General features: G+C 69.2%; 19 protein-coding genes. 13 read left to right on the top strand and 6 right to left on the bottom strand.

What is annotated here, in order from left to right; all coding sequences use genetic code 11:
• Window positions 1-2: 2 nt before the first annotated feature.
• Window positions 3-1,178, bottom strand: a complete 1,176-nt coding sequence (locus tag JW364_RS01580) for an acyl-CoA dehydrogenase family protein (protein ID WP_205333734.1) — start codon at window positions 1,176-1,178, stop codon at window positions 3-5.
• A gap of 175 nt (window positions 1,179-1,353) precedes the next feature.
• Between JW364_RS01580 and JW364_RS01585 the strand changes: the two genes are divergently transcribed.
• Window positions 1,354-2,880, top strand: a complete 1,527-nt coding sequence (locus JW364_RS01585) for a PAS domain S-box protein (RefSeq protein ID WP_159371874.1) — start codon at window positions 1,354-1,356, stop codon at window positions 2,878-2,880.
• Window positions 2,881-2,929: 49 nt separating this feature from the next.
• Here JW364_RS01585 and JW364_RS01590 read toward each other — a convergent pair whose 3' ends face one another.
• Window positions 2,930-4,057: a nitronate monooxygenase gene (locus tag JW364_RS01590; RefSeq protein WP_055475085.1), complete on the bottom strand. Its 1,128-nt coding sequence runs from the start codon at window positions 4,055-4,057 to the stop codon at window positions 2,930-2,932.
• Window positions 4,058-4,237: 180 nt separating this feature from the next.
• Window positions 4,238-5,548, bottom strand: a complete 1,311-nt coding sequence (locus JW364_RS01595) for an NAD(P)/FAD-dependent oxidoreductase (RefSeq protein WP_055475086.1) — start codon at window positions 5,546-5,548, stop codon at window positions 4,238-4,240.
• Between the two features lie 75 nt (window positions 5,549-5,623).
• On the opposite strand from JW364_RS01595, the gene JW364_RS01600 reads away from it, so the two are divergent.
• Genes JW364_RS01600 through JW364_RS01610 form a run of 3 tightly spaced genes read left to right on the top strand, consistent with a single transcriptional unit; the run spans window position 5,624 to window position 9,224 of the window.
• Window positions 5,624-6,145 carry a 2Fe-2S iron-sulfur cluster-binding protein gene (locus JW364_RS01600; RefSeq protein ID WP_055475121.1) on the top strand — a complete coding sequence of 174 codons (522 nt, stop codon included), beginning with the start codon at window positions 5,624-5,626 and terminating at the stop codon, window positions 6,143-6,145.
• Entirely contained in the window at window positions 6,142-7,125 is a 984-nt protein-coding gene (locus tag JW364_RS01605) for a xanthine dehydrogenase family protein subunit M (RefSeq protein WP_055475087.1), read from the top strand. Before JW364_RS01600 ends, JW364_RS01605 begins: the two co-directional genes overlap by 4 nt.
• Window positions 7,122-9,224, top strand: coding sequence for a xanthine dehydrogenase family protein molybdopterin-binding subunit (locus tag JW364_RS01610; RefSeq protein ID WP_055475088.1), 2,103 nt, complete (start codon window positions 7,122-7,124; stop codon window positions 9,222-9,224). Before JW364_RS01605 ends, JW364_RS01610 begins: the two co-directional genes overlap by 4 nt.
• A 21-nt stretch (window positions 9,225-9,245) precedes the next feature.
• Here JW364_RS01610 and JW364_RS01615 read toward each other — a convergent pair whose 3' ends face one another.
• Both JW364_RS01615 and JW364_RS01620 read right to left on the bottom strand, forming a co-directional pair.
• The gene (locus JW364_RS01615; RefSeq protein ID WP_055475089.1) at window positions 9,246-10,016 is read right to left on the bottom strand and encodes a hypothetical protein; all 771 of its coding nucleotides are present in this window, start codon (window positions 10,014-10,016) and stop codon (window positions 9,246-9,248) included.
• Between the two features lie 129 nt (window positions 10,017-10,145).
• Window positions 10,146-10,730, bottom strand: a complete 585-nt coding sequence (locus JW364_RS01620) for an NTP transferase domain-containing protein (RefSeq protein ID WP_055475090.1) — start codon at window positions 10,728-10,730, stop codon at window positions 10,146-10,148.
• 51 nt (window positions 10,731-10,781) lie between these two features.
• On the opposite strand from JW364_RS01620, the gene uraD reads away from it, so the two are divergent.
• Both uraD and uraH read left to right on the top strand, forming a co-directional pair.
• The gene (uraD, locus tag JW364_RS01625) at window positions 10,782-11,285 is read left to right on the top strand and encodes a 2-oxo-4-hydroxy-4-carboxy-5-ureidoimidazoline decarboxylase (protein ID WP_055475091.1); all 504 of its coding nucleotides are present in this window, start codon (window positions 10,782-10,784) and stop codon (window positions 11,283-11,285) included.
• Window positions 11,282-11,608 carry a hydroxyisourate hydrolase gene (uraH, locus tag JW364_RS01630; RefSeq protein WP_055475092.1) on the top strand — a complete coding sequence of 109 codons (327 nt, stop codon included), beginning with the start codon at window positions 11,282-11,284 and terminating at the stop codon, window positions 11,606-11,608. The genes uraD and uraH overlap by 4 nt, the downstream gene beginning before the upstream one ends.
• A 37-nt stretch (window positions 11,609-11,645) precedes the next feature.
• Here uraH and JW364_RS01635 read toward each other — a convergent pair whose 3' ends face one another.
• Window positions 11,646-15,035 carry a pyruvate carboxylase gene (locus JW364_RS01635; protein WP_055475093.1) on the bottom strand — a complete coding sequence of 1,130 codons (3,390 nt, stop codon included), beginning with the start codon at window positions 15,033-15,035 and terminating at the stop codon, window positions 11,646-11,648.
• Window positions 15,036-15,559: 524 nt separating this feature from the next.
• On the opposite strand from JW364_RS01635, the gene JW364_RS01640 reads away from it, so the two are divergent.
• The 7 genes from JW364_RS01640 to JW364_RS01670 all read left to right on the top strand — a co-directional run bounded on the left by JW364_RS01640 (window position 15,560) and on the right by JW364_RS01670 (window position 25,238).
• Window positions 15,560-16,345 (top strand): SGNH/GDSL hydrolase family protein, encoded by a 786-nt coding sequence (locus tag JW364_RS01640; protein ID WP_055475094.1) that lies wholly within the window; start codon window positions 15,560-15,562, stop codon window positions 16,343-16,345.
• A gap of 113 nt (window positions 16,346-16,458) precedes the next feature.
• A complete protein-coding gene (locus JW364_RS01645; RefSeq protein WP_055475095.1) occupies window positions 16,459-17,955 on the top strand; it encodes an MFS transporter in 1,497 nt (498 codons plus the stop codon).
• 181 nt (window positions 17,956-18,136) lie between these two features.
• Window positions 18,137-18,985, top strand: coding sequence for a xanthine dehydrogenase family protein subunit M (locus JW364_RS01650; protein ID WP_055475096.1), 849 nt, complete (start codon window positions 18,137-18,139; stop codon window positions 18,983-18,985).
• The gene (locus JW364_RS01655; RefSeq protein ID WP_068970317.1) at window positions 18,982-21,747 is read left to right on the top strand and encodes a molybdopterin cofactor-binding domain-containing protein; all 2,766 of its coding nucleotides are present in this window, start codon (window positions 18,982-18,984) and stop codon (window positions 21,745-21,747) included. Before JW364_RS01650 ends, JW364_RS01655 begins: the two co-directional genes overlap by 4 nt.
• A 174-nt stretch (window positions 21,748-21,921) precedes the next feature.
• The gene (locus JW364_RS01660; RefSeq protein ID WP_055475098.1) at window positions 21,922-22,350 is read left to right on the top strand and encodes a hypothetical protein; all 429 of its coding nucleotides are present in this window, start codon (window positions 21,922-21,924) and stop codon (window positions 22,348-22,350) included.
• Window positions 22,351-22,452: 102 nt separating this feature from the next.
• Entirely contained in the window at window positions 22,453-23,904 is a 1,452-nt protein-coding gene (locus JW364_RS01665) for a hypothetical protein (RefSeq protein WP_068970326.1), read from the top strand.
• Window positions 23,901-25,238, top strand: coding sequence for a diacylglycerol kinase family protein (locus JW364_RS01670; RefSeq protein ID WP_068970318.1), 1,338 nt, complete (start codon window positions 23,901-23,903; stop codon window positions 25,236-25,238). Before JW364_RS01665 ends, JW364_RS01670 begins: the two co-directional genes overlap by 4 nt.
• The last annotated feature ends 2 nt before the right edge of the window (window positions 25,239-25,240 follow it).

Below are 25,240 nucleotides of genomic sequence, written 5' to 3' on the forward strand. Positions count from 1 at the left end.
GGTCAGGGAAAGCTGGGGATTCCGGCCTCGAGGCCGAGAAGCAGTGCACCGGCGGCCTCGTAGGTGTTGGTCTGCAGCATCGCGTGCTGCGCGGGCACCAACGCGTCCTGCAGGAACCGCTGCAGCGGATGGGTCTCGTAGATGGCCCCGGTGCCGGCGAGGTCGAACACCTGCAGCACGACGCTGCGCCCGACGTGCGCGGCGTGGGTGGCACTCAACCGCAACAGGGCCTGATCGTCGGTCGAGATGTGCTGTCCCGCGACGGCCTTGGCCCACACCCGGTCGGTGCTGTCGTAGAAGAACGCTCGCGCCGAACGCAATTCGGCCTCGGCGACCGCCAGGCCGCTCTTGTACGCCGGCCGGTTGCCCTTGCTGGCACCTCCGGTGATCGAGGTCCGCGCCGCGCCGACCTCGACGGCGTAGTCGAGGGCGCCGCGGGCGGCACCGAGGGTCACCACGGCCAGCACCTGGGCGGCGTAGGCCAGCGCCGGGTACCGGGTCAGCGGTTCGTCGATCTGCGGGGCGCCGCCGCGCACGAAGGTCATCTCCTCGGGCACGAACACGCGGTCGGCGCGGATGGCGTGCGATCCGGTCGCCTTCATCCCGGCGACGTCCCAGTTGTCGACGATCTCGACCTCGGCCGGATCGACCAGCGCCGTCAGCGGTTTGCCGCCGGTATCGGGTCCGCCGGCCAGACCGATCCCCAGGAGGTCGGCGCCGCGGCACCCGCTGGCGAACTGCCAGACCCCCGAGCACAGGTAGCCACCGTCGACCCGCTGCGCCTCCTGCATGGGGAACAGTCCGCCCGCATAGGCGACGTCGGGTCCATGGGCGTAGATCTTCCGCTGCGTCTCGGCCGGTAGCGCGGCGAAGTACACCAGCGACGACCCGAAGCTGGACACCCACCCGGTGGCGGGGTCGACGGCGGAGATGCGTTCGACCAGCGACATGAAATCCGACGGTGCCATCGGCTCGCCACCGAACGCCGCCGGCGTCGAGGCCCGGTACATGCCGGCACGCTTCAGCAACGCGATGAAGTCGGCGGGCACGTAGCGCTGCGAGTTGAACTCGTCCCGACGATCCCGGAGCACGTCGAGCGCGTGGTCGAACGCGGCGTCGCGCGCCGCCCCCGCCGGTTCCGCACACACCCGTTCGGTCAGGCTCTCCGCGGTCATCATTGTCTCCGTTCGGAATCGAATCTCGATCTCGAGTCCGACACTATGGACGCGGGACCCGACGCGGTATCGGGACTTCCCGCGCCGCGGGTAAGCAATTCCTTACTTGCGTGTCCTCACCTGCATGGCATCGTGGCGGGGGCGAAGATCAGAACTCGGCGAAGGTGAGGTGATGGCGATGTTCCCCGCGCGTCGGGACTTCGAGCAGATGATCCTGCACACCGGCACCGGCATCCTCATCCACGAGGCGAGTTCGAAGAACATCCTGTGGGCCAACCCGGCCGCCTGCCGCATCTTCGGGTTCACCCTGGAGGAACTCAAGCCCCTCAAGGCACACCACATGAGCGCCCAGGAGCGTCAGTACCGCCGCGAGGTCGGCGTGGCGTGGCTCCAGTCCGCGGTGGTGCACGGGTCGAGCCGCAAGCAGTGGAAGTACCGCGCCAAGGACGGCACCGAGTTCCTCACCGATGCCCGCGCGACCCTGGTGCGTTGCGAGGACGGGCCGGTCGTGATGGTCGAGTTCCGCAACATCTCCGACGAGGTCGAGTTGCAGGAAGAGCTGACCTGGGTGTCGGAGTCGTTGCAGCGCATCATGACCCACACGTCGGCCGGGATCGTCGTGCTCGACGACGACAACTGCATCGACGACATCTCCCCACTGGCCGCCAAGCTGTTCGGCCGCACCCCCGCGGAGCTGTCGGGCGTCCATCTGGAAGACCTCGGCCGGTGTGAACCCCGGCTGACCAGTGACCCCGTCGTCGAACGGCTGACGGACGGAGCGGGCTCGGTCGAGATCCAGCAGGAGATCATCAAGGACGACGGCAGCACCGTGTGGCTGGCCGGCGAACTCGAGATCGTCGCCCACGACGGCATCTCCTCGCGGGTCCTGACCGTGCGCGACGTGACCGACCGCGTGGAATGGGAACGCCGCAACGCCTACCAGGAGGCCAATCTCCAATATCTGAGCCGCTACCACGCGATGGGTGACATGGCGATGATCCTGGCCCACGAGCTCGGGCAGCCGCTCGCGGCGTCGACGAACTACCTGAGCGGACTCAAGGCCCGCGTCTCCGCCGAGACCGTCGACGCCCGCAGCCTCGCCTACGGCATCGACCAGATCGAGAAGCAACTTCACCGCGCCGCCGACATCGTGGCATCGGTCCGCCGCTACGTACGACGCATCGAGAGCACCTCGACGCTCATGGATCTCAACGAGACCGTCGAGGAGAGCCTGTACTTCGTGCGACTACGCGCGGCCGAGCAGGGCGTGCGCGTGTACGCCGAGATCCCCGACCGCGACCTGCCGATCCAGGGCGAGAACGTGCTCATCGGACAGGTCATCATCAACCTGTGCGTCAACGCACTCGACGAGATCGTCCGTCCGACAACCGAGGTGAAGGAACTGACGATCCAGACCGGCGAGGCCGACGGACTGGCCTCCGTGTGGATCCGTGACCAGGGACGCGGCATGACGGGCGCGCCCACCGATCGCCTCGCCTCCGGCGCGTTCTCGTCCAAGCAGGACGGTTCCGGAATCGGGCTCATCATCTCCGAGCACATCGTCGAACGCCACGGCGGGACGATCCGGTACCTGCCGAACGAACCGTCGGGCACCACCGTCCAGGTGACTCTCCCCCTCGCGACGATCGCCGAGGACGGCGCCGGCCACTCCCCGGCTCCCGCGTCGCCGTTTCCGTCCCGCTGATTGAATCCAATCAGCGGGACGGAAACGAGGCCGCGCGAATTAGCCCCGGCTAGGCGTTCGCGTTGGCGAACGAGTCCAGGCTGCTCGTGGCGTCGATGTACTCGGTCACCCACCGCTCGATCACCGCAGAGGTCTTCTCGACCTTGCGGAACTGCCCGACCACCTGCCCGACCGGGTTGAAGGCGACGTCGATGCTCTCGTCGGGGTACTTGTGCGTCGCGGCCACCGCCATCCCGGAGACCATGTACTGCAACGGCATCCCCAGCGGATCGGGATTCTTCGGATCCTCCCAGGCCTCGGTCCAGTCGTTGCGCAGCATGCGGCACGGCTTGCCGGTGAACGATCGGCTCCGTACGGTGTCCCGGCTGGAGGCGTCGATGTAGGTCTGCTGCTGGACCGGGGTGTTCTCAGCCTCCTCGACCATCAGCCACTGCGATCCGGTCCACGCGCCCTGCGCCCCGAGGGCCAGCGCCGCCGCGATCTGCTCACCGCTGCCGATGCCACCGGCGGCCAGAACCGGAACCGGCGCAACCTCTTTGACGACCTGCGGCCAGAGCACGATGGAGCCGACCTCGCCGCAGTGACCGCCGCCCTCGCCGCCCTGGGCGATGATGATGTCGACACCCGCATCGGCGTGCTTGCGGGCCTGCTTCGGCGATCCGCACAGCGCGGCGACCTTGCGGCCGGCGGACTGGATCTTCTCGATCATGTCGGCGGGTGGCGTCCCGAGGGCGTTCGCGATCAGGGTGACCTTGGGGTGCTGGAGCGCGATCTCGACCTGCGGCGTGGCAGTGGCCTCGGTCCAACCGAGAAGCTGCAGGGAGTTGTCACTGTCCTCGTTGAGCGGCACGCCGTGGTCACGCAGGAGCTTGCGTCCGAAGTCGAGGGTCTCCGCCGGCACCATCGACTGCAACATCTTGGTGAGTTCCTCGCCCGACATGTTCGAGTCCATGCCCTCGTACTTGTTCGGGATGACGATGTCGACGCCGTAGGGACGGTCGCCGATGTGCTCGTCGATCCAGTTGAGCTCGATCTCGAGCTCCTCGGGGGTGAAGCCAACCGCGCCGAGCACTCCGAAACCGCCCGCCTTGCTCACCGCGACCACCACGTCCCGGCAGTGGGTGAACGCGAAGATCGGGAACTCGATACCGAGCTCGTCGCAGATCGGGGTGTGCATGGAGGACTCCTCGCCCGTCAGAAGAACAACCAAAATTAGAACGTGTTCTACTCTCAATACCAGGCGAGGCGGTCACGGACAAGCAATCGGGGAGAACTCGGGTCCCGGCGCCGGGAGCGAAGCGAGCGGGCCGAATCGACCCGGCGCCGGGAGCGAAGCGAGCGGGCCGAATCTAACCGGTCACTGCCCGTAGGGCTGCCTCGCCGTCTCCGGGCTGCCGTAGGTGATGGCGCGCTCCCGCCGAGTGTCGGTGAGCAGCGTTGCGCCCCACGTCATGACGGTCCCCATCCGGTTGCGGACACCCGCCAGGAAGGCGATGTGGATGACGCCCCAGGCCACCCAGCCGAGGAACCCCGACAGCTGGAGCGGGCCGGACTGGACGATCGCGTGGCGGCGGGCGATGTAGGCCGCGGTACCCAGATCGCGGTATCTGAACGGACTTCTTTCCTGTTGCCCTGCAACGGTTTCCGCGATCACCGCCCCGGCGTGCCGGCCGCCCTGCATCGCCACCTCGGCGACCCCGGGCAGGTCTCGGTAGGAACTCATGTCGCCGCAGACGAAGATGTCGGGATGGCCCGGGACCGAGAGATCGTCCTCGACCGGTATCCGCCCGCCGTGGTCCTGTTCGACACCCAGCGACCGGGCGAGTGTGGTGGCGAAGGGGACGGCCTCGACGCCCGTCGTCCACAGCGTCGTGCGCGCCGGGTAGACGTTCTTGGTCCCGTCGGCCTTGCGGGTCGTCTCGACGTGGTCCTCTCCGACCCCGGTGACGTGCACGCCGAGGTGGGTCTCGACGCCGAGGTTGTCGAGCGTGCGCTGGGCGCTGGCCGAGAGCCGCGTCGAGAACGACGGCAGCACGCGGTCGCCGCCGTGGAGCAGCAGCACCCGCGCCTGCGCCGGATCGATCGCGTCGAACTCGCGCTCGAGCGCCAGGGTCGCGACCTCCCGGATCTGTCCGGCGAGCTCGACGCCGGTCGGGCCGCCGCCCGCCACCGCGAAGGTGAGCCACGACCGCTGCTCCTCCGGGTCGGTGATCGTCTCGGCCATCTCGAACGCGGCCATGATCTTGCGGCGGATCGACAGCGCGTCATCGAGCGTCTTCATCCCGGGCGCGAACTCCGCGAACGTCTCGTTGCCGCGGTAGGCGGTGCGCATGCCGGCGCCGACCACGAGGTAGTCGTAGCCGAGACGGAACGACGACCCGTCGATGCGGTCGACCGTCAGCTCGTGACCCTCGACGTCGATGGCCGACGCCTCGCCGAGGACGACGTCGAGGTTCTTGTGCCGACGGGTCAGATGCCGAACCGGGCTGGAGATCGCGCCCTCGGACAACAGACCGGTGGCGCACTGGTACAGCAGCGGCTGGAACAGATGGCTGGTCCCGCGGTCGACGATGGTGACGTCGACCGGCTCGTTCTTGAGCCTGCGGGCGCAGTGCATACCCGCGAATCCGGCACCGATCACAACAACTCTGGGTCTCGAGGGGGCCATTCGACCGATTGTTCCAGACATTTCGCGGTTCTCGGCGGGTGTTTACCGCCTCTACGGACGGGTATGCCTCGCGACGTGGAAGCCAAAGTCTCCTTGACCGTGAACGGTGCCGAACACGACGTCGTCGTGGACACGCGAACAACACTGCTCGACGGTCTGCGTGACCGGCTGGGCATCTTCTCGCCCAAGAAGGGATGCGATCACGGCCAGTGCGGTTCGTGCACCGTGCTGGTCGACGGCAGGCGCATCGTCAGTTGCCTGTCCTTCGCCGTCTCCTACGAGGGCAGCGACATCGTCACCGCCGAGGGCCTGGGCGACGGTGACGAGCTACACGACATGCAGCAGGCGTTCATCGACGAGGACGCCTTCCAGTGCGGCTACTGCACCCCCGGCCAGTTGTGCTCGGCCATCGGGATGCTCGACGAGGCGAAACAGGGGTATCCCAGCCACGTCACCGAGGACCTCGACCCGTCGTCGAGCGGCGACGCGAGTCCGCTGGCCGACGACGAGATCCGGGAACGGATGAGCGGCAACCTCTGCCGATGCGCGGCGTACCCGAACATCCTCGCGGCGATCCGACAGGCGGCCGATCGATGATCCCGTTCACCTACGAGCGTGCGACCGACGTCCTCGCCGCCGTGGACTTCCTGCGGGATCACGACGGCGCGAAGCTGATCGCCGGCGGCACCAACCTGGTCGACCACATGAAGCTGGGCGTCGCCGACCCGCCGGCACTGCTCGACATCTCCCGCCTGCCGCTCGACGACATCACCGAACGCCCCGACGGCTCGCTCCGGCTCGGCGCCACCGCCCGCAACGCCGACACCGCCGCCCATCCCCTTGTCCGGCGCCGCTACCCCGTCCTGGCCCGCGCCCTGCTCTCGGGCGCCTCGCCGCAGTTGCGCAACCTCGCGACCAATGCGGGAAACCTGTTGCAGCGCACCAGATGCGTCTACTTCCAGGACGTCACGACCCCGTGCAACAAGCGGACGCCGGGCTCGGGCTGCTCGGCCGTCGGCGGATACACGCGGTATCACGCCATCCTGGGTGCATCCGAGACCTGCGTCGCGACCCACCCCTCCGACATGGCGGTGGCCCTCACCGCCCTCGACGCGCGCATCGTCGTGCAAGGCCCCGACGGCGAGCGCGTGGTGGACATCGGTGACTTCTACCGGCTCCCGGGTGAGCATCCCGAGCGCGACACGGTGCTCGAGCCGCACGATGTCATCGTGGCCATCGACGTGCCACCGCCCCTGCCGGACTCGTCGTCGACCTACCGCAAGGTGCGCGACCGTGCGTCGTACGCCTTCGCGCTCGTGTCCGTCGGGGCCGAGGTGAGCATGGACGGTGACGCCATCGGCGCAACGCGGATCGCGTTCGGCGGTGTCGCGCACAAGCCCTGGCGGGCCGCGCGGGCCGAAGAGGTGCTGCGTGGTCAGCGACCGTCGACCGAATTGTTCGCCGCGGCAGCCGATGCCGAACTCGGCGAGGCCCGTGCACTCGAGGGCAACGAGTTCAAGGTGCACCTCGCCCGCCGCACCCTGATCGCCACCCTGCGGGAGCTGAGCACTCGATGACCGCGATCGGTACCTCCCACGCCCGCATCGACGGCGCCGACAAGGTGCGCGGCACCGCGCCGTATGCCTACGAGCACCTCACCGAGGCCGCGTACCTGTGGCCGATCACCGCGACCATCGCGCGCGGACGCATCGCCGGATTTGACACGGCCGCAGCCGAATCGACGCCCGGTGTGCTGTACGTACTCACACCCGAGAATGCACCGGAACTGGCCGACACCTCGAGCGGCGACCTCACGATCCTGCAGTCGCCCGAAATCGCCTACCGCGGGCAGCTGATCGGCGCCGTCGTCGCGGAGAGTCCCGAGACGGCACGCGAAGCCGCCTCGGCGGTGACCGTCACCTACGACGAGGACGCCCACGACACCGAGTTCCGCGTCGATCACCCCGACAGCTACCGGCCCGAACAGGTCAACGGCGGGTTCGAGCCCACCTCACAGGACGGCGACCCCGATCGAATCCTGGACGAGGCGGCCAGTACCACCGGCGGGGACACGGTCACGGTCGACCAGTGGTACTCCACCCCGGAGGAGCACAACAACCCGATGGAGCCGCACACCGTGGTGGCCACCTGGGATGCGGATGCCGCTGTCCTCACGCTCTACGATTCGACCCAGTCGACTCAGGGCGTGGTGTCCTCGCTGGCGCCGGTGCTGGGTCTCGAACCCGAGCAGATGAGGGTGATGGCGCCGCACGTCGGCGGTGGATTCGGGTCGAAGGGCTCGCCGCACTCGCACGACGTGCTCGCGGCCATGGCGGCCATGCGCCTGCCCGGTCGTCCGGTGAAGTTCGCGGTGACCCGGCAGCACATGTTCGTCTTCGTCGGACACCGCGCGCCCACCCGATCCCGTCTGCGGCTGGCCGCCGATCGGGACGGCCACATCACCGCGATGGTGCACGAGGCATTCACCCACAGCGCACATGCCGGGGAGTTCGCCGAGCAGGCCGCGGTCACCTCACGATCGATGTACTCGGCCGACCATCGGCGGACCGATCACCACGTCGTCCCCCTCGATGTCCCGGTCCCGTTCTGGATGCGTGCGCCCGGCGAGGCTCCGGGGATGTTCGCCGGCGAGGTCGCCATGGACGAACTGGCACATGCCCTCGACCTCGATCCGATCGAGTTGCGAGTGCGCAACGAACCGCCCGAGGACCCCGAGACGGGCAACCCGTGGTCGTCGCGGCGGCTACTCGACTGTTTCCGCGAGGGAGCCCGACGATTCGGCTGGGAGCGGCGTGTGGCGGAGCCGGCGGCCCGCCGGAACGGTCGGCAGCTGGTCGGCCTGGGGGTCGCGTCGTCGACCTATCCCCACATGGTGCAGCCGGGCAACGCGGCGTCGATCACCCATCGCGACGGGCGGTACACGGTCCGGATCGCCGCCACCGACATCGGCACCGGTGCGTGGACGACCCTGAAGATCATCGCCGCCGACGCGCTCGACGTACCCACCGACGTCGTCGACATCGAGATCGGCGACAGCGCGCTGCCCAGCGCGACCGTCGCCGGCGGTTCGTCGGGCACCTCGTCCTGGGGATCGGCCATCGTCACCGCCGCGCATCAGTTCCGTGCACGTTTCGGCGACGATCCGCCTCCGGACGCCGAACTCAGCGCGGAGGCGGCGGACAACCCCGATCTCGAGAAGTTCACCGTGGCCTCGTTCGGCGCGCACTTCGTCGAGGTCGGCGTCGACATCGACACCGGGGAGATCCGCATCCCGCGCATGCTCGGGGTGTTCTCCATCGGCCGCGCCATCAACCCGCGCACCGTCCGTTCGCAACTCATCGGCGGCATGACCTTCGGTATCTCGATGGCGTTGCATGAGGAGAGCGTCCGCGATCACCGGTTCGGACACGTGGTCACGCAGGATCTCGCCGAGTACCACATTCCCGTGCACGCCGACATCGCCGACGTCGACGCGATCTGCCTCGACGACCGCGACGAGCACGCCACCCCGATGGGTTCGCGCGGTGCGGGCGAGATCGGGATCGTCGGCAGTGCCGCCGCGGTGGTCAACGCGATCTACAACGCCACCGGGGTACGGGTCCGGGACCTGCCGGCGCACCTCGACGATCTGCTCGGCGGACTGCCTTACCAGTAGTCGCTGCCCTGCGGTGCGGAGTCAGGCCGCGCCCGGATAGCTCGACCACCCCGGTACCGGCTGCTGGGCCGGCCACGGCTCGGTGTCGGCCATCGGCAGCCACTGCGGCATACCGTCCGGAGTCATTGCGGCGCACGCCTTCTGATCCGGGGTCGGCGTCGGATACAGGGCCGCGAAGTCGTAGCGGGAGGTGTACCAGCCGCCGAACACGTCGGCGCCGGGGGTCCGCTCGCCCCCGCGTGGTGCGGCCGCGGGATCGGTTCCCACGCGGCGGATGTCGATCTCAACCGGCCGCGGGGTGTCGTATCCGACGGTCCACTCGCCGTTCTGCTGCACCGACCGATACCCGTGACGGCACATCACGATTCGCGCCCAGCCGTTGTCGTCGACGCGGCGCAACCCCTGATAGAAGGCGGTGCCGACCTCGCGGCCCGAGGTCGACTGGATCGGGGGGTACGCCGTCACCATCTGGTCGATGTTCGACGGCGCGGCGTCGGCGAAACCGGGGTAGCCCCACCGCGCCGACCGTCCGGCGTTGGCGAGTTCGAAGGACTCGGTGAAGGCTCGGACGAAGGTGCCCTCGGCGGACTGTGGATCGAGGACACCGGTCGCGGTCCAGCGGAAGGTGGTGTCGAATCCGGGCGGCAGATGCGCGTCCTGCGCGGCGTGGGCCGGCGGTGTCCGCTCCGGTCCGTCGGGCCCGGTGGCGCATGCCGCGAGGCCGGCTCCCACGACGAGCGCGGCGAGAATCGCGGTGAGGCGTCGACGACGATCGTGCGCCACGGTGATCACCCGCTTCGACGAATAGCGCTCCGTTACCCGGCTATGTCTGCACCCTAGACATGGACGTCGTCCCACGTGGGATCACCGTGCACCGGAACGGCGACGAGAAGGTCTCGAAATGGGCACGCTGATCCCCGGTCAGGGCCGCTCGTCGATGTCCACGCCGGGCGCCAGATCCCCGCACTCGACGCGGGTCACCGCCCGGGACCGGAGATACACCTGAGCACCCACGTCACCATCGACCACACGCAGAGCCGGTCCGAAATGGTCGGCACCGATGTACACCGGGTGCCCCGGACTGCCGTCGAAGACCGCTCGCGCGAGAAGTGCGCGGTCACCCGATGCCGCGCCCAGAACGCGGGCTACGACGTCGGCGCCCGTGGCCGGGGTGTCGACCACGTGCACCGTCAGCCCCGCCGCGTCCGGTCGTGCCATCGCCCACCGCAGGGCCGCCGCCACCGTGGCGCCGACGCCGTCGGCCCAGTCCTCGACGATCAGCGTCTCGGCACCGGCCGGTGGTTCGACGACCGCGGCGCCCATGGCGACCGTCACCTCGGAACAACCGCCGTCGCGCAACGCCGCGACCGCCCGCTCGAGCCACTGGCCGTCGTGCGCGAGGATCTTCGGCATCCCGTACCTGGTCCCGGCTCCGGCGGCGAGTACCACACCGAGCACCCGTCCCGCGGGGTCGTCCGGGGGCGCTGTCCCGGTGACGTCGTCCATCGCCCCATCTTCCACGCGCCGTCAGCGACCACGCCTCCTAGGCTGGTCATCATGCGGCTCAACGAGATGGACGACGACGAAGCCCGTGCAGCACTGCGCAGCTGTTGCGCATCGACGGCCTGGGTCGAGCGCATGATGCTCGCGCGGCCCTTCGGCGATGTACCCGCTGTGCTCGATGCCGCCGATCGAGCACTGGCCGAGATCAGCGAGGACGACCTCGACGAGGCGCTCGCCGGGCATCCGCGGATCGGCGACCGGCCCGACAACGCCTCGTCGGCGCGCGAACAGTCCGGGGTGGCGGGCTCGTCGGCCTCGGTGCTCGCCGAGCTGAGAGACGCCAATGTCGCCTACGAGGCGCGGTTCGGGCACGTCTACCTGGTCTTCGCGAACGAGCGGCCCGCCGACGAGCTGCTCGCCATCCTCCGGACACGGATGACCAACGACGCCTCCACCGAACGCCGGGTACTGCGTGCGGAACTGGCGAAGATCAACCGCGCCCGCCTGCTCCGTATGCTGTCGACCGAGCACGCCGCCGACGAAGGGATTTCGAGATGACCGGTCTGTCCACGCACGTCCTCGACGCGGTGTCGGGTTCACCCGCCGTCGGCCTCGAGGTGTCCCTGCAGGATGCGTCGGGGACCGAATTGTCCAGCGGCAGCACTGATTCGGACGGTCGCATCACCGCAGTGAACACCGAGGCGCTCGTCCCCGGGATCTACCACCTCGTCTTCGACACCGGTAACTGGTTTGCCGACAACGACATCAAGGGTTTCTATCCCGAGATCGACGTCTGTTTCGAGATCGACGATCCCGGGCGACATCACCACGTACCGATCCTGTTGAGCCCCTTCGCCTACTCGACGTACCGGGGTAGCTGAACCGGCGGCGGGGCCAGGCGCCCCGCCGCCGATCTGCTCAGCGGATCTCGATCAGCAGATCCCCCGGCGCGACCTGCGTCACCTGTCCGATGGCGAGTCGGGTCACGGTGCCCGCGACCGGGGCGGTGATCGCCGCCTCCATCTTCATCGCCTCGATGGTGCCGATCGTCGCGCCGACGGCGACCTCGTCGCCGACGTCGACCGACAGCGACACGACGCCCGCGAACGGGGCACCGATGTGGTGCGGGTTGGAGCGGTCCGCCTTCTCCGCCGACGCGACAGCCGAGTCGACGGAGTGGTCGCGCACCGCGATCGGGCGCAGCTGACCGTTCAGGACGCACATGACGGTCCGCATGCCCTGCTCGTCCGGTTCGCTGACCGCCTCCAGCCCGATGAGCAGATCGACACCGGGTTCGAGTTCGACGCGGTGTTCCTCGCCGTAGCGCAGTCCGTAGAAGAACTGGTTGGCCGAGAGCCTCGACGTGTCACCGTAGGCCTCGTAGTGCTCCTCGAATTCCTTTGCCGGACCGGGGAAGAGCAGGTGGTTGAGCCGGACCTGACGGTCACGACCCGGCTTGTCGAGGATGGCCTCGTCGTCGGCGGACAGTGGGGTGACCTCGGGGGCCGGCGCGCGGCCCTGCAGCGCGAGGGTGCGCAGCGGTTCGGGCCAGCCACCGGGTGGGTCGCCCAGCTCGCCGCGCAGGAAGCCGATCACCGAGTCCGGGATGTCGTAGGACGCCGGGTCGGCCGCGAAGTCCGAGGCGGTGATGCCGCGGCCGACCAGCGCGAGCGCGAGGTCGCCGACGACCTTCGACGACGGGGTCACCTTGACCAGTCGGCCGAGCATCGAATCAGCGGCGGCGTACGCCTGCTCGACGGCCTCGAACCGGTTGCCCAGCCCGAGGGAGATGGCCTGCTGCCGCAGGTTCGACAGCTGCCCGCCCGGGATCTCGTGCGAGTAGACCCGCCCGGTCGGCGCCGGGAGACCGGACTCGAACGGCGAGTACACCTTTCGCAGCGCCTCCCAGTACGGCTCGAGGTCACACACCCGCGCGAGGTCGATGCCGCTGTCCCGCTCGGTGTGGGCGGTCGCGGCGACGATCGCCGACAGCGGCGGCTGGCTCGTGGTGCCCGCCAGCGCGGCACTGGCGCCGTCGACCGCGTCGGCCCCCGCCTGCCACGCGGCCATGTAGGTCGCCAGCTGTCCGCCCGGGGTGTCGTGGGTGTGCACGTGGATCGGCAGATCGAACTCACGCCGCAGCGCCGACACCAGGGTGGTCGCCGCGGGAGCGCGCAGCAGACCCGCCATGTCCTTGATCGCCAGGACGTGCGCGCCCGCCTCCACGATCTGTTCGGCCAGCCGCAGGTAGTAGTCGAGCGTGTAGAGGTCCTCGCCCGGGTCGGACAGATCGCCGGTGTAGCTCATCGCCACCTCGGCCACCGCCGTGCCGGTCTCGCGGACCGCGTCGATCGCGGGTCGCATCGCGTCGATGTTGTTGAGGGCGTCGAAGATCCGGAAGATGTCGATGCCGACGTCGGTCGCCTCGGACACGAACGCGGTCGTCACCTTGGTGGGATACGGCGTGTAGCCGACCGTGTTGGCGCCGCGCAACAGCATCTGCAGACAGATGTTGGGGATCGCCTCCCGCAACTGCGCCAGCCGATCCCACGGGTCTTCTTTCAGGAAGCGAAGCGCCACATCGTAGGTCGCCCCGCCCCAGCACTCGACGGACAGCAGTTCGGGGGTCAGCGCGGCCACGTACGGCGCCACGTTGAGCAGCCCGTTGGTGCGCACGCGAGTCGCGAGCAGCGATTGGTGCGCATCGCGGAACGTCGTGTCGGTGATGCCCAGCCGCGGGTTCTCGCGCAGGTCGCGCGCGAACCCCTCGGGTCCGAGCTCCAGCAGACGCTGCCGCGAGCCGTTCGGCGGCGAGGCGAGCACCGAACGCTCGACGGTCGGCAGCTTGTCGCGCGGGTACACCGTGGTGGGCCGCTCACCGTGCGGCTTGTTCACGGTGACGTCGGCCAGGTACGACAGGATCTTGGTACCGCGGTCGGCTGACGAACGCGAGGTCAGCAGACCGGGACGCTCGTCGATGAACGAGGTCGTGACGCGCCCGGCGCGGAAATCCGGATCGTCGAGCACCGCCTGCAGGAACGGGATGTTGGTCGCGACGCCACGGATTCGGAACTCGGCCACGGCGCGGCGCGCACGCCGCACCGCGGTCGGGAAATCCCGTCCGCGACAAGTCAGTTTGACGAGCATCGAGTCGAAGTGGCCACTCACCTCGGCGCCGAGGTTCGCACCGCCGTCGAGCCGGACGCCGGCACCGCCGGGGCTACGGTAGGCGGTGATGCGCCCGACATCGGGCCGGAAGCCGTTGGCGGGGTCCTCGGTGGTGATCCGGCACTGCAGCGCGGCACCGCGGATGCGGATCGTGTCCTGGGTCAGTCCGAGATCCGCCAGCGACTCCCCCGATGCGATGCGCAGCTGCGCGCTGACGAGGTCGACGTCGGTGATCTCCTCGGTCACCGTGTGCTCGACCTGGATACGCGGGTTCATCTCGATGAACACGTGGCGACCCTGTTCGTCGAGCAGGAACTCCACCGTGCCCGCGCACGAGTAGCCGATCGATCGCGCGAAAGCCACTGCGTCCGAGCAGATCTGCTCGCGCAACTCGTCGGAGAGGTTCGGTGCGGGCGCGAGCTCGATCACCTTCTGATGGCGGCGCTGCAGGCTGCAGTCGCGCTCGTAGAGGTGGATGACGTTGCCGTAGGTGTCGGCGAGGATCTGCACCTCGATGTGCCGCGGGTTGACCACGGCCTGCTCCAGGAACACCGTCGCGTCGCCGAACGCGGCCTCGGCCTCGCGCGACGCGGCCGCGATGGCCTCGGCGAGGTCGGCACGCTCGTCGACGCGGCGCATCCCCCGCCCGCCGCCACCCGCGACCGCCTTGACGAAGACCGGGAACTGCATGTCCTCCGCCGCGGCGAGCAACTCGTCGAGATCCGACGACGGCTCCGAGCTCGCGAGCACGGGGATCCCAGCCGCCTTCGCCGCGGCCACCGCGGTCGCCTTGTTGCCGGTCATCTCCAGGATCTCGGCGCTCGGGCCCACGAAGGTGATGCCCGCCTCCGCGCACGCGGCGGCGAGACCCTGGTTCTCCGACAGGAATCCGTAACCGGGGTAGATAGCATCGGCGCCACACCGGACCGCCGCGCTGACGACCTCGTCGACCGACAGGTAGGCCCGAACCGGATGTCCCGGCACCCCGATCTGGTAGGACTCGTCGGCCTTCAGCCGGTGCACCGAGTTGCGATCCTCGTACGGGAAGATCGCGACCGTGCGCGCGCCCAGTTCGTAGGCGGCGCGGAATGCGCGGATGGCGATCTCGCCGCGGTTGGCGACCAGAACCTTGTCGAACATCGTGGTGTTCTCTTTCTCTCACGCCTGCGCCGGTCCGGCGCGTGCTCAGCGACTCGCACAATCGCGGTGGAGATCGCGCGAACAAACTCCCGGCGGGCACGGATCGACGCGAATGTCCCGACGACGCCGACCCGTTTCCACGGGCAGTTCACGTCGTGATCCTACTCACCGAGACCGGCCGTTCGGCCACCCCCTCACACCGCCTTCGACCCCCTCGGAAACCGTGCTCCCCGACGCCGTCCACCGCGTCGGAAAGGCGGCGGCACGGCACTGTGACGCCTCGGGAAAGGTGATCGAAAACAATTGCCGCGCAATGTACGTGGCACTCATTGCCGCAGTGTTGAGAAATACTCTCCAGCAGGATTCGACAATGAGAGATCCGCAGCGTCGGGAATTCGCGAATGCCGATCGATCGCTCCGTCGGAATGCCGACCGATCGCTCTGTCACGGGCTCGCTTTGTCGGCCGACGGCGCACGGGATTAGCGTCGTCGGAACCACTCCGATCCGACCGGAAGGCGTTGCCGTGGGCTTCACCCGTTACGTCGCCTTGGGCGACTCGTTCACCGAGGGAGTCGGCGATCCGGACCCGGCCCGACCCAACGGGGTACGCGGGTGGGCCGACCGTGTCGCCGAACAACTCGCCGCCGCGGCGTCCGCCGAGGGCGGGGCGGGCTTCGGCTATGCGAACCTGGCCATCCGCGGCCGGTTGCTCGACGAGGTGCTCGCCCAGCAGATCGGTCCGGCGATCGCCCTGGAGCCCGACCTGGTCACCATCTACGCCGGCGGCAACGATCTCATGCGCCCGTCCCTCGACCTCGACGCGATGATCGCGCGGTACGACGAGGCCCTGCGCGACCTGACCGCGACGGGCGCCACCGTCGTCGTCTTCACCGCCTACGACACCGGATGGGCTCCGGTGTTCCGGATGCTGCGTGGACGGGTCGCCATCTACAACGAACTCGTCCGGGCGGTCGCCGAGAAGCACGGTGCACTGATCTGCGACTTCTGGCGGATGGCCGGTTATGACGACTACCGCATGTGGGACGCCGATCGCCTGCACATGTCGCCGCTCGGTCACGCACAGATGGCCGGCCGGGTCCTCGACCTGCTCGGCGTCGACCACCACATCACGCCCGAGACGATGGCCGCCGCCGCGGTCGCCACCCGGCGGGAGCAGCGGCGTCAGAACGCGGAGTGGGCGCGGACCTTTCTCGGCCCCTGGGTGGTGCGCCGCATCCGCGGCGTCTCGTCGGGCGACGGACTCACCCCGCGCTGGCCCCGTCCCGTCGGCCTGGCAGACCTCGCGTAGCCCGGACGCCGAGGCTTCCCGCCGGGTGCGAACGTCTGCACCCGCGGCCCGCCGGATATCCTGGTCGTTCGGAGGTGTGCACAATCGATGAGCGGAACCAGCGGGATGACGGCGTGACCAGCCGCACCGACGCCGACGGAACGACGGACAGCACTCCGGACCTCCCGCCCCCCGATCCCACCGCCGAGAAGCCCCACCCGCGGCTCGCGGTGGCCGTGCTCTGCCTCGCCGGCATCGTTGTCGCATTGATGCAGACGATCATCGTGCCGCTCATCCCTCAGCTCCCCGCGCTGCTGCACGCCGATGCCTCCGACACCACGTGGGCGATCACGATCACGCTGCTGCTCGGCGCGGTCGCCACCCCCATCGGCGGGCGGATCGGCGACATGTACGGCAAACGCCTCGCCATCCTGGTCAGTCTCGGCTTCGTCGCAGCGGGTTCCGTGGCCTGCGCGGTCGCGACGTCGCTCCCGCTGTTCATCATCGGCCGCGGTCTCCAGGGGCTGGGTTTCGGCATCGTCGCGCTCGGCATCAGCGTCATGCGCGACATCGTCCCGCCCCGCCACCTCGGCTCGTCGGTGGGAACGATGAGCGCCTCACTCGGCATCGGCGGTGCGCTCGGGCTCCCCGTCGCCGCCCTCATCGCCCAACACGTGAGCTGGCACGCCCTGTTCTGGTCGTGTGCGGGTGCCGCGACGCTGGCCGGTGTCGGCGTGGCCCTCACGGTCCGCTCCACCGCCAAGCCCTCCGGCGGCCGGTTCGACGCGCTCGGCGCCCTCGGTCTGACGGTGCTCCTCGTCTGTCTGCTGCTGCCGTTGTCCAAGGGCGCCGAGTGGGGATGGTCCGCTCCGCTGACGCTCGGCCTGTTCGCCGGCTTCCTCGTGTCGCTGGGCGTGTGGGTCCTCGTCGAACTCCGTCGCGACAGTCCGTTGATCGATCTCCGCATCCTGGGCAAGCGCCCGCTGCTGTTGACGAATCTGGCGTCGATCGCGACCGGTTTCGCCTTCTACGCGATGCAACTCATCCCGATCCAGTTGCTGATGGCCCCGACGAACAGCCCGGACGGCTTCGGGTACGACATGGTGCACGCGAGTCTCATCCTCGCGCCCAGCGGTCTGGTCATGTTCGTGTTCTCACACATCAGCGGTCGCATCAACGCCGTCTTCGGCGCCCGCATCTCCCTCGCCCTGGGCGCGGTCATCATCGGCATCGGCTACGTGATCTTCATCGTCGGGATCGCCGGCCCGTGGGACCTCACCTGGATCCACATGATGGTCATCGCCTGCTGCATCGGCGCCGGTCTCGGCATCGCCTACTCCGCGATGCCGGCGCTCATCATGCAGTCGGTCAGCGTCGAGCAGACCGGCGAGTCCAACGGCGTCAACGCCCTCATGCGGATCATCGGCACCTCGACGGCCGCCGCCGCGGTCGGCATGCTGCTGACGTGGTCGATGATCTCGGTTCCCGTCGCCGACGGCACCGCGATCGAGGTGCCGACCGCCGAGGGCTACCTGTGGGCGTCGGCCATCGCCCTCGTCATGAGTGCGATCGCCGCCGTGGTCGCCTTCGCGATTCCCGCGCACGGCCGCAGCACCGAGACCCCGGTCTGACGACCCGGTCACCTGTGGGCCGGGTCGCCGGCCCACGAGATGCGGACCGCACCGGATGCACGTAGCGTGACGCCGTGCTTCTCTCGACGTCGACTTCCGCGATCCGCTCCGACGGGCGCATCGGCCTCGTACGGTGGGAGCCACCCACCGCCGCATCCCGCCTCCTCGACAAGGCACGCTGATGGACCTCACCGCCGTCTCCCACTACCGGTTCGCGCGCACGCGGGATGAGGCGTTCCCCGCGCCCGGCGAACAGATCGTCGCCGGTGGCACCTGGGTGTTCTCCGAGCCGCAGCCGGCGACCACGGGACTAGTCGACCTGAGCGAGATGGGTTGGGCACCTGTCGAAGACCTGCCGGGAGGTGGTCTCCGGATCGCGGCCACCTGCACGATCGCCGAACTCGTCGCACTCCCCCCGCGCTCCGGCTTCGTGGCCCACCCGATGTTCGCGCAGTGCGCGAACGCACTGCTGGCGTCGTTCAAGATCTGGAACATGGCGACCGTCGGCGGCAACATCTGCCGGTCGTACGCGGCGGCGTCGATGGTCTCGCTGGCGGTCGGGCTCGACGCGACCGCCCACGTGTGGAGTCCCGATGGCACCGACCGCGATCTACCCGTCGCCGAGCTGGTCATCGGCAACGGCATCAACCTCCTGGCACCGGGAGAAGTCCTGCGCGCCATCGACTTCCCCGCCCACGCGTTACGCGCCCGCACCTCCGTGCGCAAGATCGCCCTCGCCGAGCTCGGTCGCTCGGGGGCCGTGGTGACCGGCCGGGTCGACGACGACGGCGCCGCCACCTTCGGGATCACCGCGGCCACCGAATGGCCGACCGTTCTGCGCTACACCGGGTTACCGACCCGCGACGCGCTGCACGACGACATCGTCTCGGCAAGTGGCTATTACACCGACGCGCTGGGTTCGGCCGACTGGCGCCGCGGCGTCTCGGCGGTGCTGGGCGAGGAGATCCGCACGGAGTTGTCGTCGGCGACGAACGGAATCAAGGACATGGGATTCGGAGCCGGCGCATGAGATTCGAGGTCAACGGAGAGTCGCTCGACGCCGAACCCGCTGCGGGACAGTGCCTTCGGATGCTGCTCCGCGAACACGCACACTACGAGGTCAAGAAGGGCTGCGACGCCGGCGACTGCGGGGCGTGTTCGGTGCTCGTCGACGGACAGCCCGTGCACTCCTGCATCTATCCCGCTCACCGCGCCGCCGGGAAGTCGGTGACGACGGTGGCCGGGCTCGGCACCCCCGACGACCTGCACCCCGTCCAGCAGTCCTTCGTCGACAACTTCGGATTCCAGTGCGGTTTCTGCACCGCCGGAATGATCGTGACCGCCTCCACCGTCACCGCCGAGCATCTCCCCGACCTGCCGCGGCGGATGAAGGGAAACCTCTGCCGCTGCACCGGTTACCGCTCCATCCGGGACGCGATCACCGCGGCCGCCACGGGCACCGCATCCCCCGCTGCGCCCGCGGAGCCCGCGCAACGGCCATTCGTGGGCGAGTCGGTCGCTCCGCTCGCCGCCCGGCGCGTGGTGACCGGAACCGAGCCGTACACCTTCGACGTCCCCACGCCCGGGACGTTGCACATCCACGTACTCGGTTCGCCGCACGCGCACGCACGGATCACCGCCATCGACACCACCGACGCCGCCGCGCTACCCGGCGTCGAGCTGATCTTCACCCACGAAAACGTCTCCACTCCGCGGTTTTCCACGGGACGCCACGAGAGCCGCCTCGAGGATCCCGACGACACACTCGTCTTCGACCCGGTGGTGCGATTCGTCGGTCAGCGGGTCGCCGCGGTGGTCGCGTCGTCCCCGGCCGTCGCCGACCAGGCCCTGGCGCTCATCGACGTCACCTACGAAGTTCTGCCCGCGGTCTTCGACCCGGAAGCGGCCAGAAGCCCCGGAGCCCCACTGCTGCACCCCGATCGCACTCCCGCCGACCGGGTCGCCGAGGCCCATCGCAACGTCATCGCCACCTTTCACGAGGGGTTCGGCGGCGACGTCGAGGCCGCACTCGCCGCATCGTCGGCGACTGTGCACGGCACCTGGTCCAGCGGGCGGGTCTCCCACGCCCAGTTGGAAACCCACGGGTCGATCGGGTGGTTCGACGAACACGGGCGCCTCGTCATCCGGACCAGCACCCAGGTCCCGTTCCTGGTCCGCAACGAGCTCGCGCTCCTCTTCGATCTGCCGCCGGAGCGTATCCGGGTCTTCAGCGCCCGGGTGGGCGGTGGGTTCGGCGGCAAGCAGGAGATGCTGACCGAGGACCTCGTCGCCCTGGCCGTACTCCGCACCGGCAAACCCTGCGCCTACGAGATGAGCCGCACCGACGAACTGACCCGGACCACGTACCGGCACCCGATGCGGGTCACCGTCGATGTCGGAGCCGACGCGGACGGCAGGCTCACCGGCCTGCGCGTGAACCTGTTGTCGGACACCGGCGCCTACGGCAACCACGCGATCGGCGTGATGTTCCACGCGTGCGCGGAATCGGTGTCGGTGTACAACTGCCCGATGAAGCGCCTCGACGCGGAGGTCGTCTACACCAACAACCCGCCGTCCGGCGCGTTCCGGGGTTACGGCCTCGGCCAGGTGGTCTTCGCCGTGGAGAGCGCGATGGACGAACTCGCGATCGAACTCGGCATCGACCCGTTCGAGTTCCGACGCCGCAACGCCGTCGCCGACGGCGATCCCCTCCTCATCGCACGCGCCGAACCCGAGGTCGACCTGGTCTACGGCAGCTATGGACTCGACCAGTGTCTCGATCTGGCCGAGCGTGCATTGCACGCCGGCAACGGGGTCGAGGCACCGTCGGGGGACCGCTGGCGCGTCGGCGAGGGCATGGCCATCGCCGCGATCGCCACCATGGCCCCCCGCGGGCACTTCGCCGACGTCACCGTCGCGGTCGACGCCGCCGGCACGTACCACGTGGGCGTGGGCACCGCCGAGTTCGGCAACGGCACGACCACGGTCCACGCCCAGATCGTCGCCACCGCGCTGTCGACCGGACTCGACCGGGTCTCGCTGTGGCACGGCGACACCGATGCCGTCGTGCACGACACCGGGGCGTTCGCCTCGGCGGGCACGACCGTGGCCGGGAAGGCGCTGCACTCAGCATGTCTCGCGTTGCGTGACACCCTTGTCGACGCCGCGGCGCAGCTCACCGGAGCGGACCCGGCACAGGTCGGCCTCGGCGTGGAGGGCGCGCTCGTCGACGGCCGGATCGTCGGGTTCGCCGATCTCATCGGCGCTGTCGACCCGTCGAACCGGGTCGAGCACCCCGCGGGACCGCGCGCCGTCGCCGCGGGCGCCGAACGCGGGGAGATGCGGTCCATCGCGTTCAACGTGCAGGCCTTCCGCGTCGCGGTCGACACCGAGACCGGCACCGTCCGCATCCTGCAATCGGTGCACGCGGCCGACGCGGGCACCGTGATGAACCCCGAGCAATGTCGCGGCCAGGTGGAAGGTGGTGTCGCGCAAGGCATCGGCACCGCGCTCTACGAGGAGATCATGATCGACGAGGCCGGACGGCCGATCACGAACGTCTTCCGGGTGTACCGCGTCCCGCAGATGGCCGACATCCCCGTCACGGAGGTCTACTTCGCCGACACCAGCGACGAACTCGGCCCGTTCGGCGCCAAATCGATGAGCGAGTCACCGTACAACCCGGTCGCGCCGGCGCTCGCGAACGCCATCCGTCGCGCACTCGGGAGCCGGCCCGGTGAGACGCCGATGTCACGCGACCGCATCTGGCGACTCGCTCGGCAAGAGACCTGACCCCTTTTCGTTAGCAATGCGCATCGGTTTGCGCGGCAACGGCATCGAGTTCCGGCCCATGGTCACAATTCTGGGCCCGCTCTCGCCGAAACGGTTGCGGGGCGGCATGACTCGGAGGACACTCCCCCTGTACGTGTAGTCCACAGTCAAGGTTGTCCAGAGAAGGGCGTCGTCATGACTCACACCGCACCCACCCACGAGAACAACCGTCCATCCACCTCACAGAACATCGCCGCGGGGACCTCCATCGGCGCCGCGATCATCCTCATCGTCCTCGGTGTCATCCAACTCTTCCAGGGCATCGCCGCGGTCGCCGAGGACGAGGTCTTCGTCCGCGGCGTCGAGTATGTCTACAAGCTCGACTTCACCACATGGGGCTGGATTCACATCGCCCTCGGGGTCGTGATGGCCGGCGTCGGCATCGCACTCGTCACCGGCGCGACCTGGGCACGGTTCACCGCGATCGTGATCGCCGGTCTGTCGATCATCGCCAACTTCCTGTGGTTGCCCTACTACCCCTGGTGGTCGATCCTCATCATCGCTCTCGACATCGTGGTCATCTGGGCCGTCTCGACCTGGCAGCCGAAGGCCGAATACCGCTAGATCCCGACCCACGCTCCACCGTCGAGGCACCCCTCGGCGGTGGAGCGCGTTCTGTCAGCACCGGAACCCCAGACGATCAGCGGCCGGAAGGGCGGCGTCGAGATGACCACGGACACCAACGGACAGAGCGCGGAGCCGAGCGTCGGCATCACCGACTCCGAGCGCGCCGAACTCGAACGACTACGAGCCGAGGTCGCGCGCCTGCGCGACGCGGCCGGCACCGGGCCGGCCACCAAGACCCCCGACCCGACCCGGCGGAACCGGTGGCGCTGGTTCGCCGTCGCGGTCCTGTGCATCCTCGTCGCCGTACTCGCCATCACCTCGGTGACTTCGCGGTTCGTCCGTGGCGAGATCCTCGACACCGACCGCTACGTCAGCACCGTCGCTCCGCTCGCCTCGGATCCCGCAGTGCAAGCCGAGATCTCGAACACGATCACCGATGAGATCTTCAGTCGCATCGACGTCGAGGGACTCACCGCGGCGGCGCTGACGACCCTGACCGACGCGGTTCCGGCCACCGAGAACGCACCACGCGTCGATCGGGCGGTCGAGGGTCTCGCTCCCGTCCTGGCCGGCCAGGCCCGCGGCTTCGTGCAACAGACCGTGTCGTCGTTCGTCGCCAGCGATCAGTTCGAATCCCTGTGGCTGCAGGCGAATCGGGCCGCACACACCGCCCTTGTCGCGGTCGTGACCGGTGACGTCGGACCGTCGTCGGTGACCGTGGACGACTCCGGCACCGTCAGCATCTCGCTCGGTACCGTGATCGACAACGTCAAGGCACGCCTCCTCGACCGCGGCTTCACCTTCGCCGAGAAGATCCCCGCCGTCGACAAGCAGTTCGTCCTGTTCCGCTCACCCGAACTGGTCCGCGCCCAGCGTGCCGTCTCGGCACTCGACACCGCCGCCGACGTCCTGCCCTGGCTGACGATCGCGCTCGCCTTCGCCGCCGTGGCCGTCGCACCCCGCGGTCGGCGTCTGCGGGCCCTCTCGCTCGCCGGACTGTCACTCGTCCTCGCCATGCTCGTCCTCGCCATCGCGTTGCTGATCGGCCGAGCGCTCTATCTCGACGCGATGCCGCCCGACATCCTCGCCCCGGATGCCGCGGCCGCCACCATCGACACGGTGCTCGATCCGCTGCGGTTGGCGCTGCGTGCCGTGGCGGTCCTCGGGCTCGTGGTCGCCGTCGGGGCCTACCTGCTGGGCGGGTCCGCCTCGGCCACGGCCGTCCGGCGCGGATTCGGCCACGGACTCGACTCGGTGCAGCGGATACGACGCTCGCGGCCGCCGAATGCCTTCGAGGAGAGCCTGTTCCGCGCGCGAATCGCGTTGCGCAGCGCGATCATCGGCATCGCGGCGCTGCTGCTCGTCTTCTGGAGCTATCCGACCGGTCTGGTGGTCCTCCTCATCGCCGTCTTCGGACTCCTCGCACTCCTGATCCTCGAACTCGTGATCAGGCCGGCGAAGGACTGGGCCGCCAAGGATCGGAACGAGGAGTCCGATCCACCGGATCAGGAGACGCCCGGCGCGGCGACGCCGGCCGTCGAGACGGTATGAGTCAGGCGTCGGTCGCCGCCGAGGTCGCGCCGCCCACGACACGCAGATGGTGGGCGCGCGCGGCCATGGCGCTGGCCGTCGCCGCGATCCTGCTGCCGGTGGCCGCCGCCGGCCTCCTCCGCCTGCTGGGCCTCCTGGCGATCTGTGGTGTCTGTGCCGTCGTCATCGTCGCCGCGGTGTACTGGTTCCTCATCAGCCGTGGTGTCCTCCGCATCGTCTCGGCCGCTCTCGCGGTCCTGCCGGTGGCGGTTCTCGTGGTGTTCCTCCTTCGCGAGCGACAGCTCTGGGTCGTGATCGCCGCCGCGCTGCTGGCGGCCGCCGCGGTCGGATGCGGTCGGCGCGCGCTGCGGCCGTCGCGCATCGACTCCCTGATGCCCGAACACCCGGCGCCGGACGTCCACCGCCCGTTCATCATCATGAACCCGCGTTCGGGTGGCGGGAAGGTCGTCCGATTCGATCTGCAGCGCAAGGCCGAATCCCTCGGCGCCGAAGTCGTATTGCTGGACGGGCCGGTGGAGATCGACGTGGAGCAATTGGCACGGGACGCGGTGGCGCGCGGGGCCGACCTGCTCGGTGTCGCGGGAGGTGACGGCACCCAGGCCCTCGTCGCCGGAGTCGCGGCCGAGGCGGGCGTACCCTTCCTGGTCATCAGTGCCGGCACCCGAAACCATTTCGCTCTCGATCTCGGGCTCGACCGTCAGGACCCCGCCCGGTGTCTCGACGCGCTGCGCGACGGCGTCGAGTTCCATGTCGACCTCTGTCACATCAACGGTCGGCCGTTCGTCAACAACGCGTCGTTCGGCATCTACGCCGAGGTGGTCCAGAGTCCGCAGTATCGAGATGACAAGACGCGCACGGTGTTACGCATGCTCCCCGACCTCCTGGGCAGAGGGACGAGGTCGGGTCTGCGGGCCCTCATCGGCAACGAGACCGTCGCCGATCCCCAGGCCGTCCTCGTCAGCAACGGTCCTTATGCCACCAACGACGTGGCTGGGCTCGGTCGCCGCACCCGCATCGACGAGGGACGGCTCGGGGTCGTCACCGTCTCGGTGTCCGACACCCGGCAGGCTGTCGGCCTCCTGCGGCGCACCCACGACCGCGGACTCGTCCAGCGCATCGCCACCGAGGTGACCGTCGACGCCGACGCCGAGGTCATCCCGGTCGGGGTCGACGGCGAATCGTTGCAGCTCACGACGCCGGTGCGGTGCACCATCACGCCCGGCGCGCTCCGCGTACGGGTTCCCCGGCACCGGCCCGAGACCCGGGTCGCGCCACCACAACTGGACTGGCTGCAGTTGTGGTACCTGGCGTGGAACCCACACCGGGCCTCGTAGCC

It is taken from the genome of Gordonia sp. BP-119 (assembly GCF_016924115.1).
GTDB lineage: Bacteria > Actinomycetota > Actinomycetes > Mycobacteriales > Mycobacteriaceae > Gordonia > Gordonia hongkongensis.

What these genes read in the sequence shown, in the direction of transcription:
- JW364_RS01580 (WP_205333734.1), bottom strand. Translation starts at nt 1,178, where the DNA reads ATGATGACCGCGGAGAGCCTGACCGAACGGGTGTGTGCGGAACCGGCG.
- JW364_RS01585 (WP_159371874.1), top strand. Translation starts at nt 1,354, where the DNA reads ATGTTCCCCGCGCGTCGGGACTTCGAGCAGATGATCCTGCACACCGGC.
- JW364_RS01590 (WP_055475085.1), bottom strand. Translation starts at nt 4,057, where the DNA reads ATGCACACCCCGATCTGCGACGAGCTCGGTATCGAGTTCCCGATCTTC.
- JW364_RS01595 (WP_055475086.1), bottom strand. Translation starts at nt 5,548, where the DNA reads ATGGCCCCCTCGAGACCCAGAGTTGTTGTGATCGGTGCCGGATTCGCG.
- JW364_RS01605 (WP_055475087.1), top strand. Translation starts at nt 6,142, where the DNA reads ATGATCCCGTTCACCTACGAGCGTGCGACCGACGTCCTCGCCGCCGTG.
- JW364_RS01610 (WP_055475088.1), top strand. Translation starts at nt 7,122, where the DNA reads ATGACCGCGATCGGTACCTCCCACGCCCGCATCGACGGCGCCGACAAG.
- JW364_RS01620 (WP_055475090.1), bottom strand. Translation starts at nt 10,730, where the DNA reads ATGGACGACGTCACCGGGACAGCGCCCCCGGACGACCCCGCGGGACGG.
- uraD (WP_055475091.1), top strand. Translation starts at nt 10,782, where the DNA reads ATGCGGCTCAACGAGATGGACGACGACGAAGCCCGTGCAGCACTGCGC.
- uraH (WP_055475092.1), top strand. Translation starts at nt 11,282, where the DNA reads ATGACCGGTCTGTCCACGCACGTCCTCGACGCGGTGTCGGGTTCACCC.
- JW364_RS01635 (WP_055475093.1), bottom strand. Translation starts at nt 15,035, where the DNA reads ATGTTCGACAAGGTTCTGGTCGCCAACCGCGGCGAGATCGCCATCCGC.
- JW364_RS01650 (WP_055475096.1), top strand. Translation starts at nt 18,137, where the DNA reads ATGGACCTCACCGCCGTCTCCCACTACCGGTTCGCGCGCACGCGGGAT.
- JW364_RS01655 (WP_068970317.1), top strand. Translation starts at nt 18,982, where the DNA reads ATGAGATTCGAGGTCAACGGAGAGTCGCTCGACGCCGAACCCGCTGCG.
- JW364_RS01660 (WP_055475098.1), top strand. Translation starts at nt 21,922, where the DNA reads ATGACTCACACCGCACCCACCCACGAGAACAACCGTCCATCCACCTCA.
- JW364_RS01665 (WP_068970326.1), top strand. Translation starts at nt 22,453, where the DNA reads ATGACCACGGACACCAACGGACAGAGCGCGGAGCCGAGCGTCGGCATC.
- JW364_RS01670 (WP_068970318.1), top strand. Translation starts at nt 23,901, where the DNA reads ATGAGTCAGGCGTCGGTCGCCGCCGAGGTCGCGCCGCCCACGACACGC.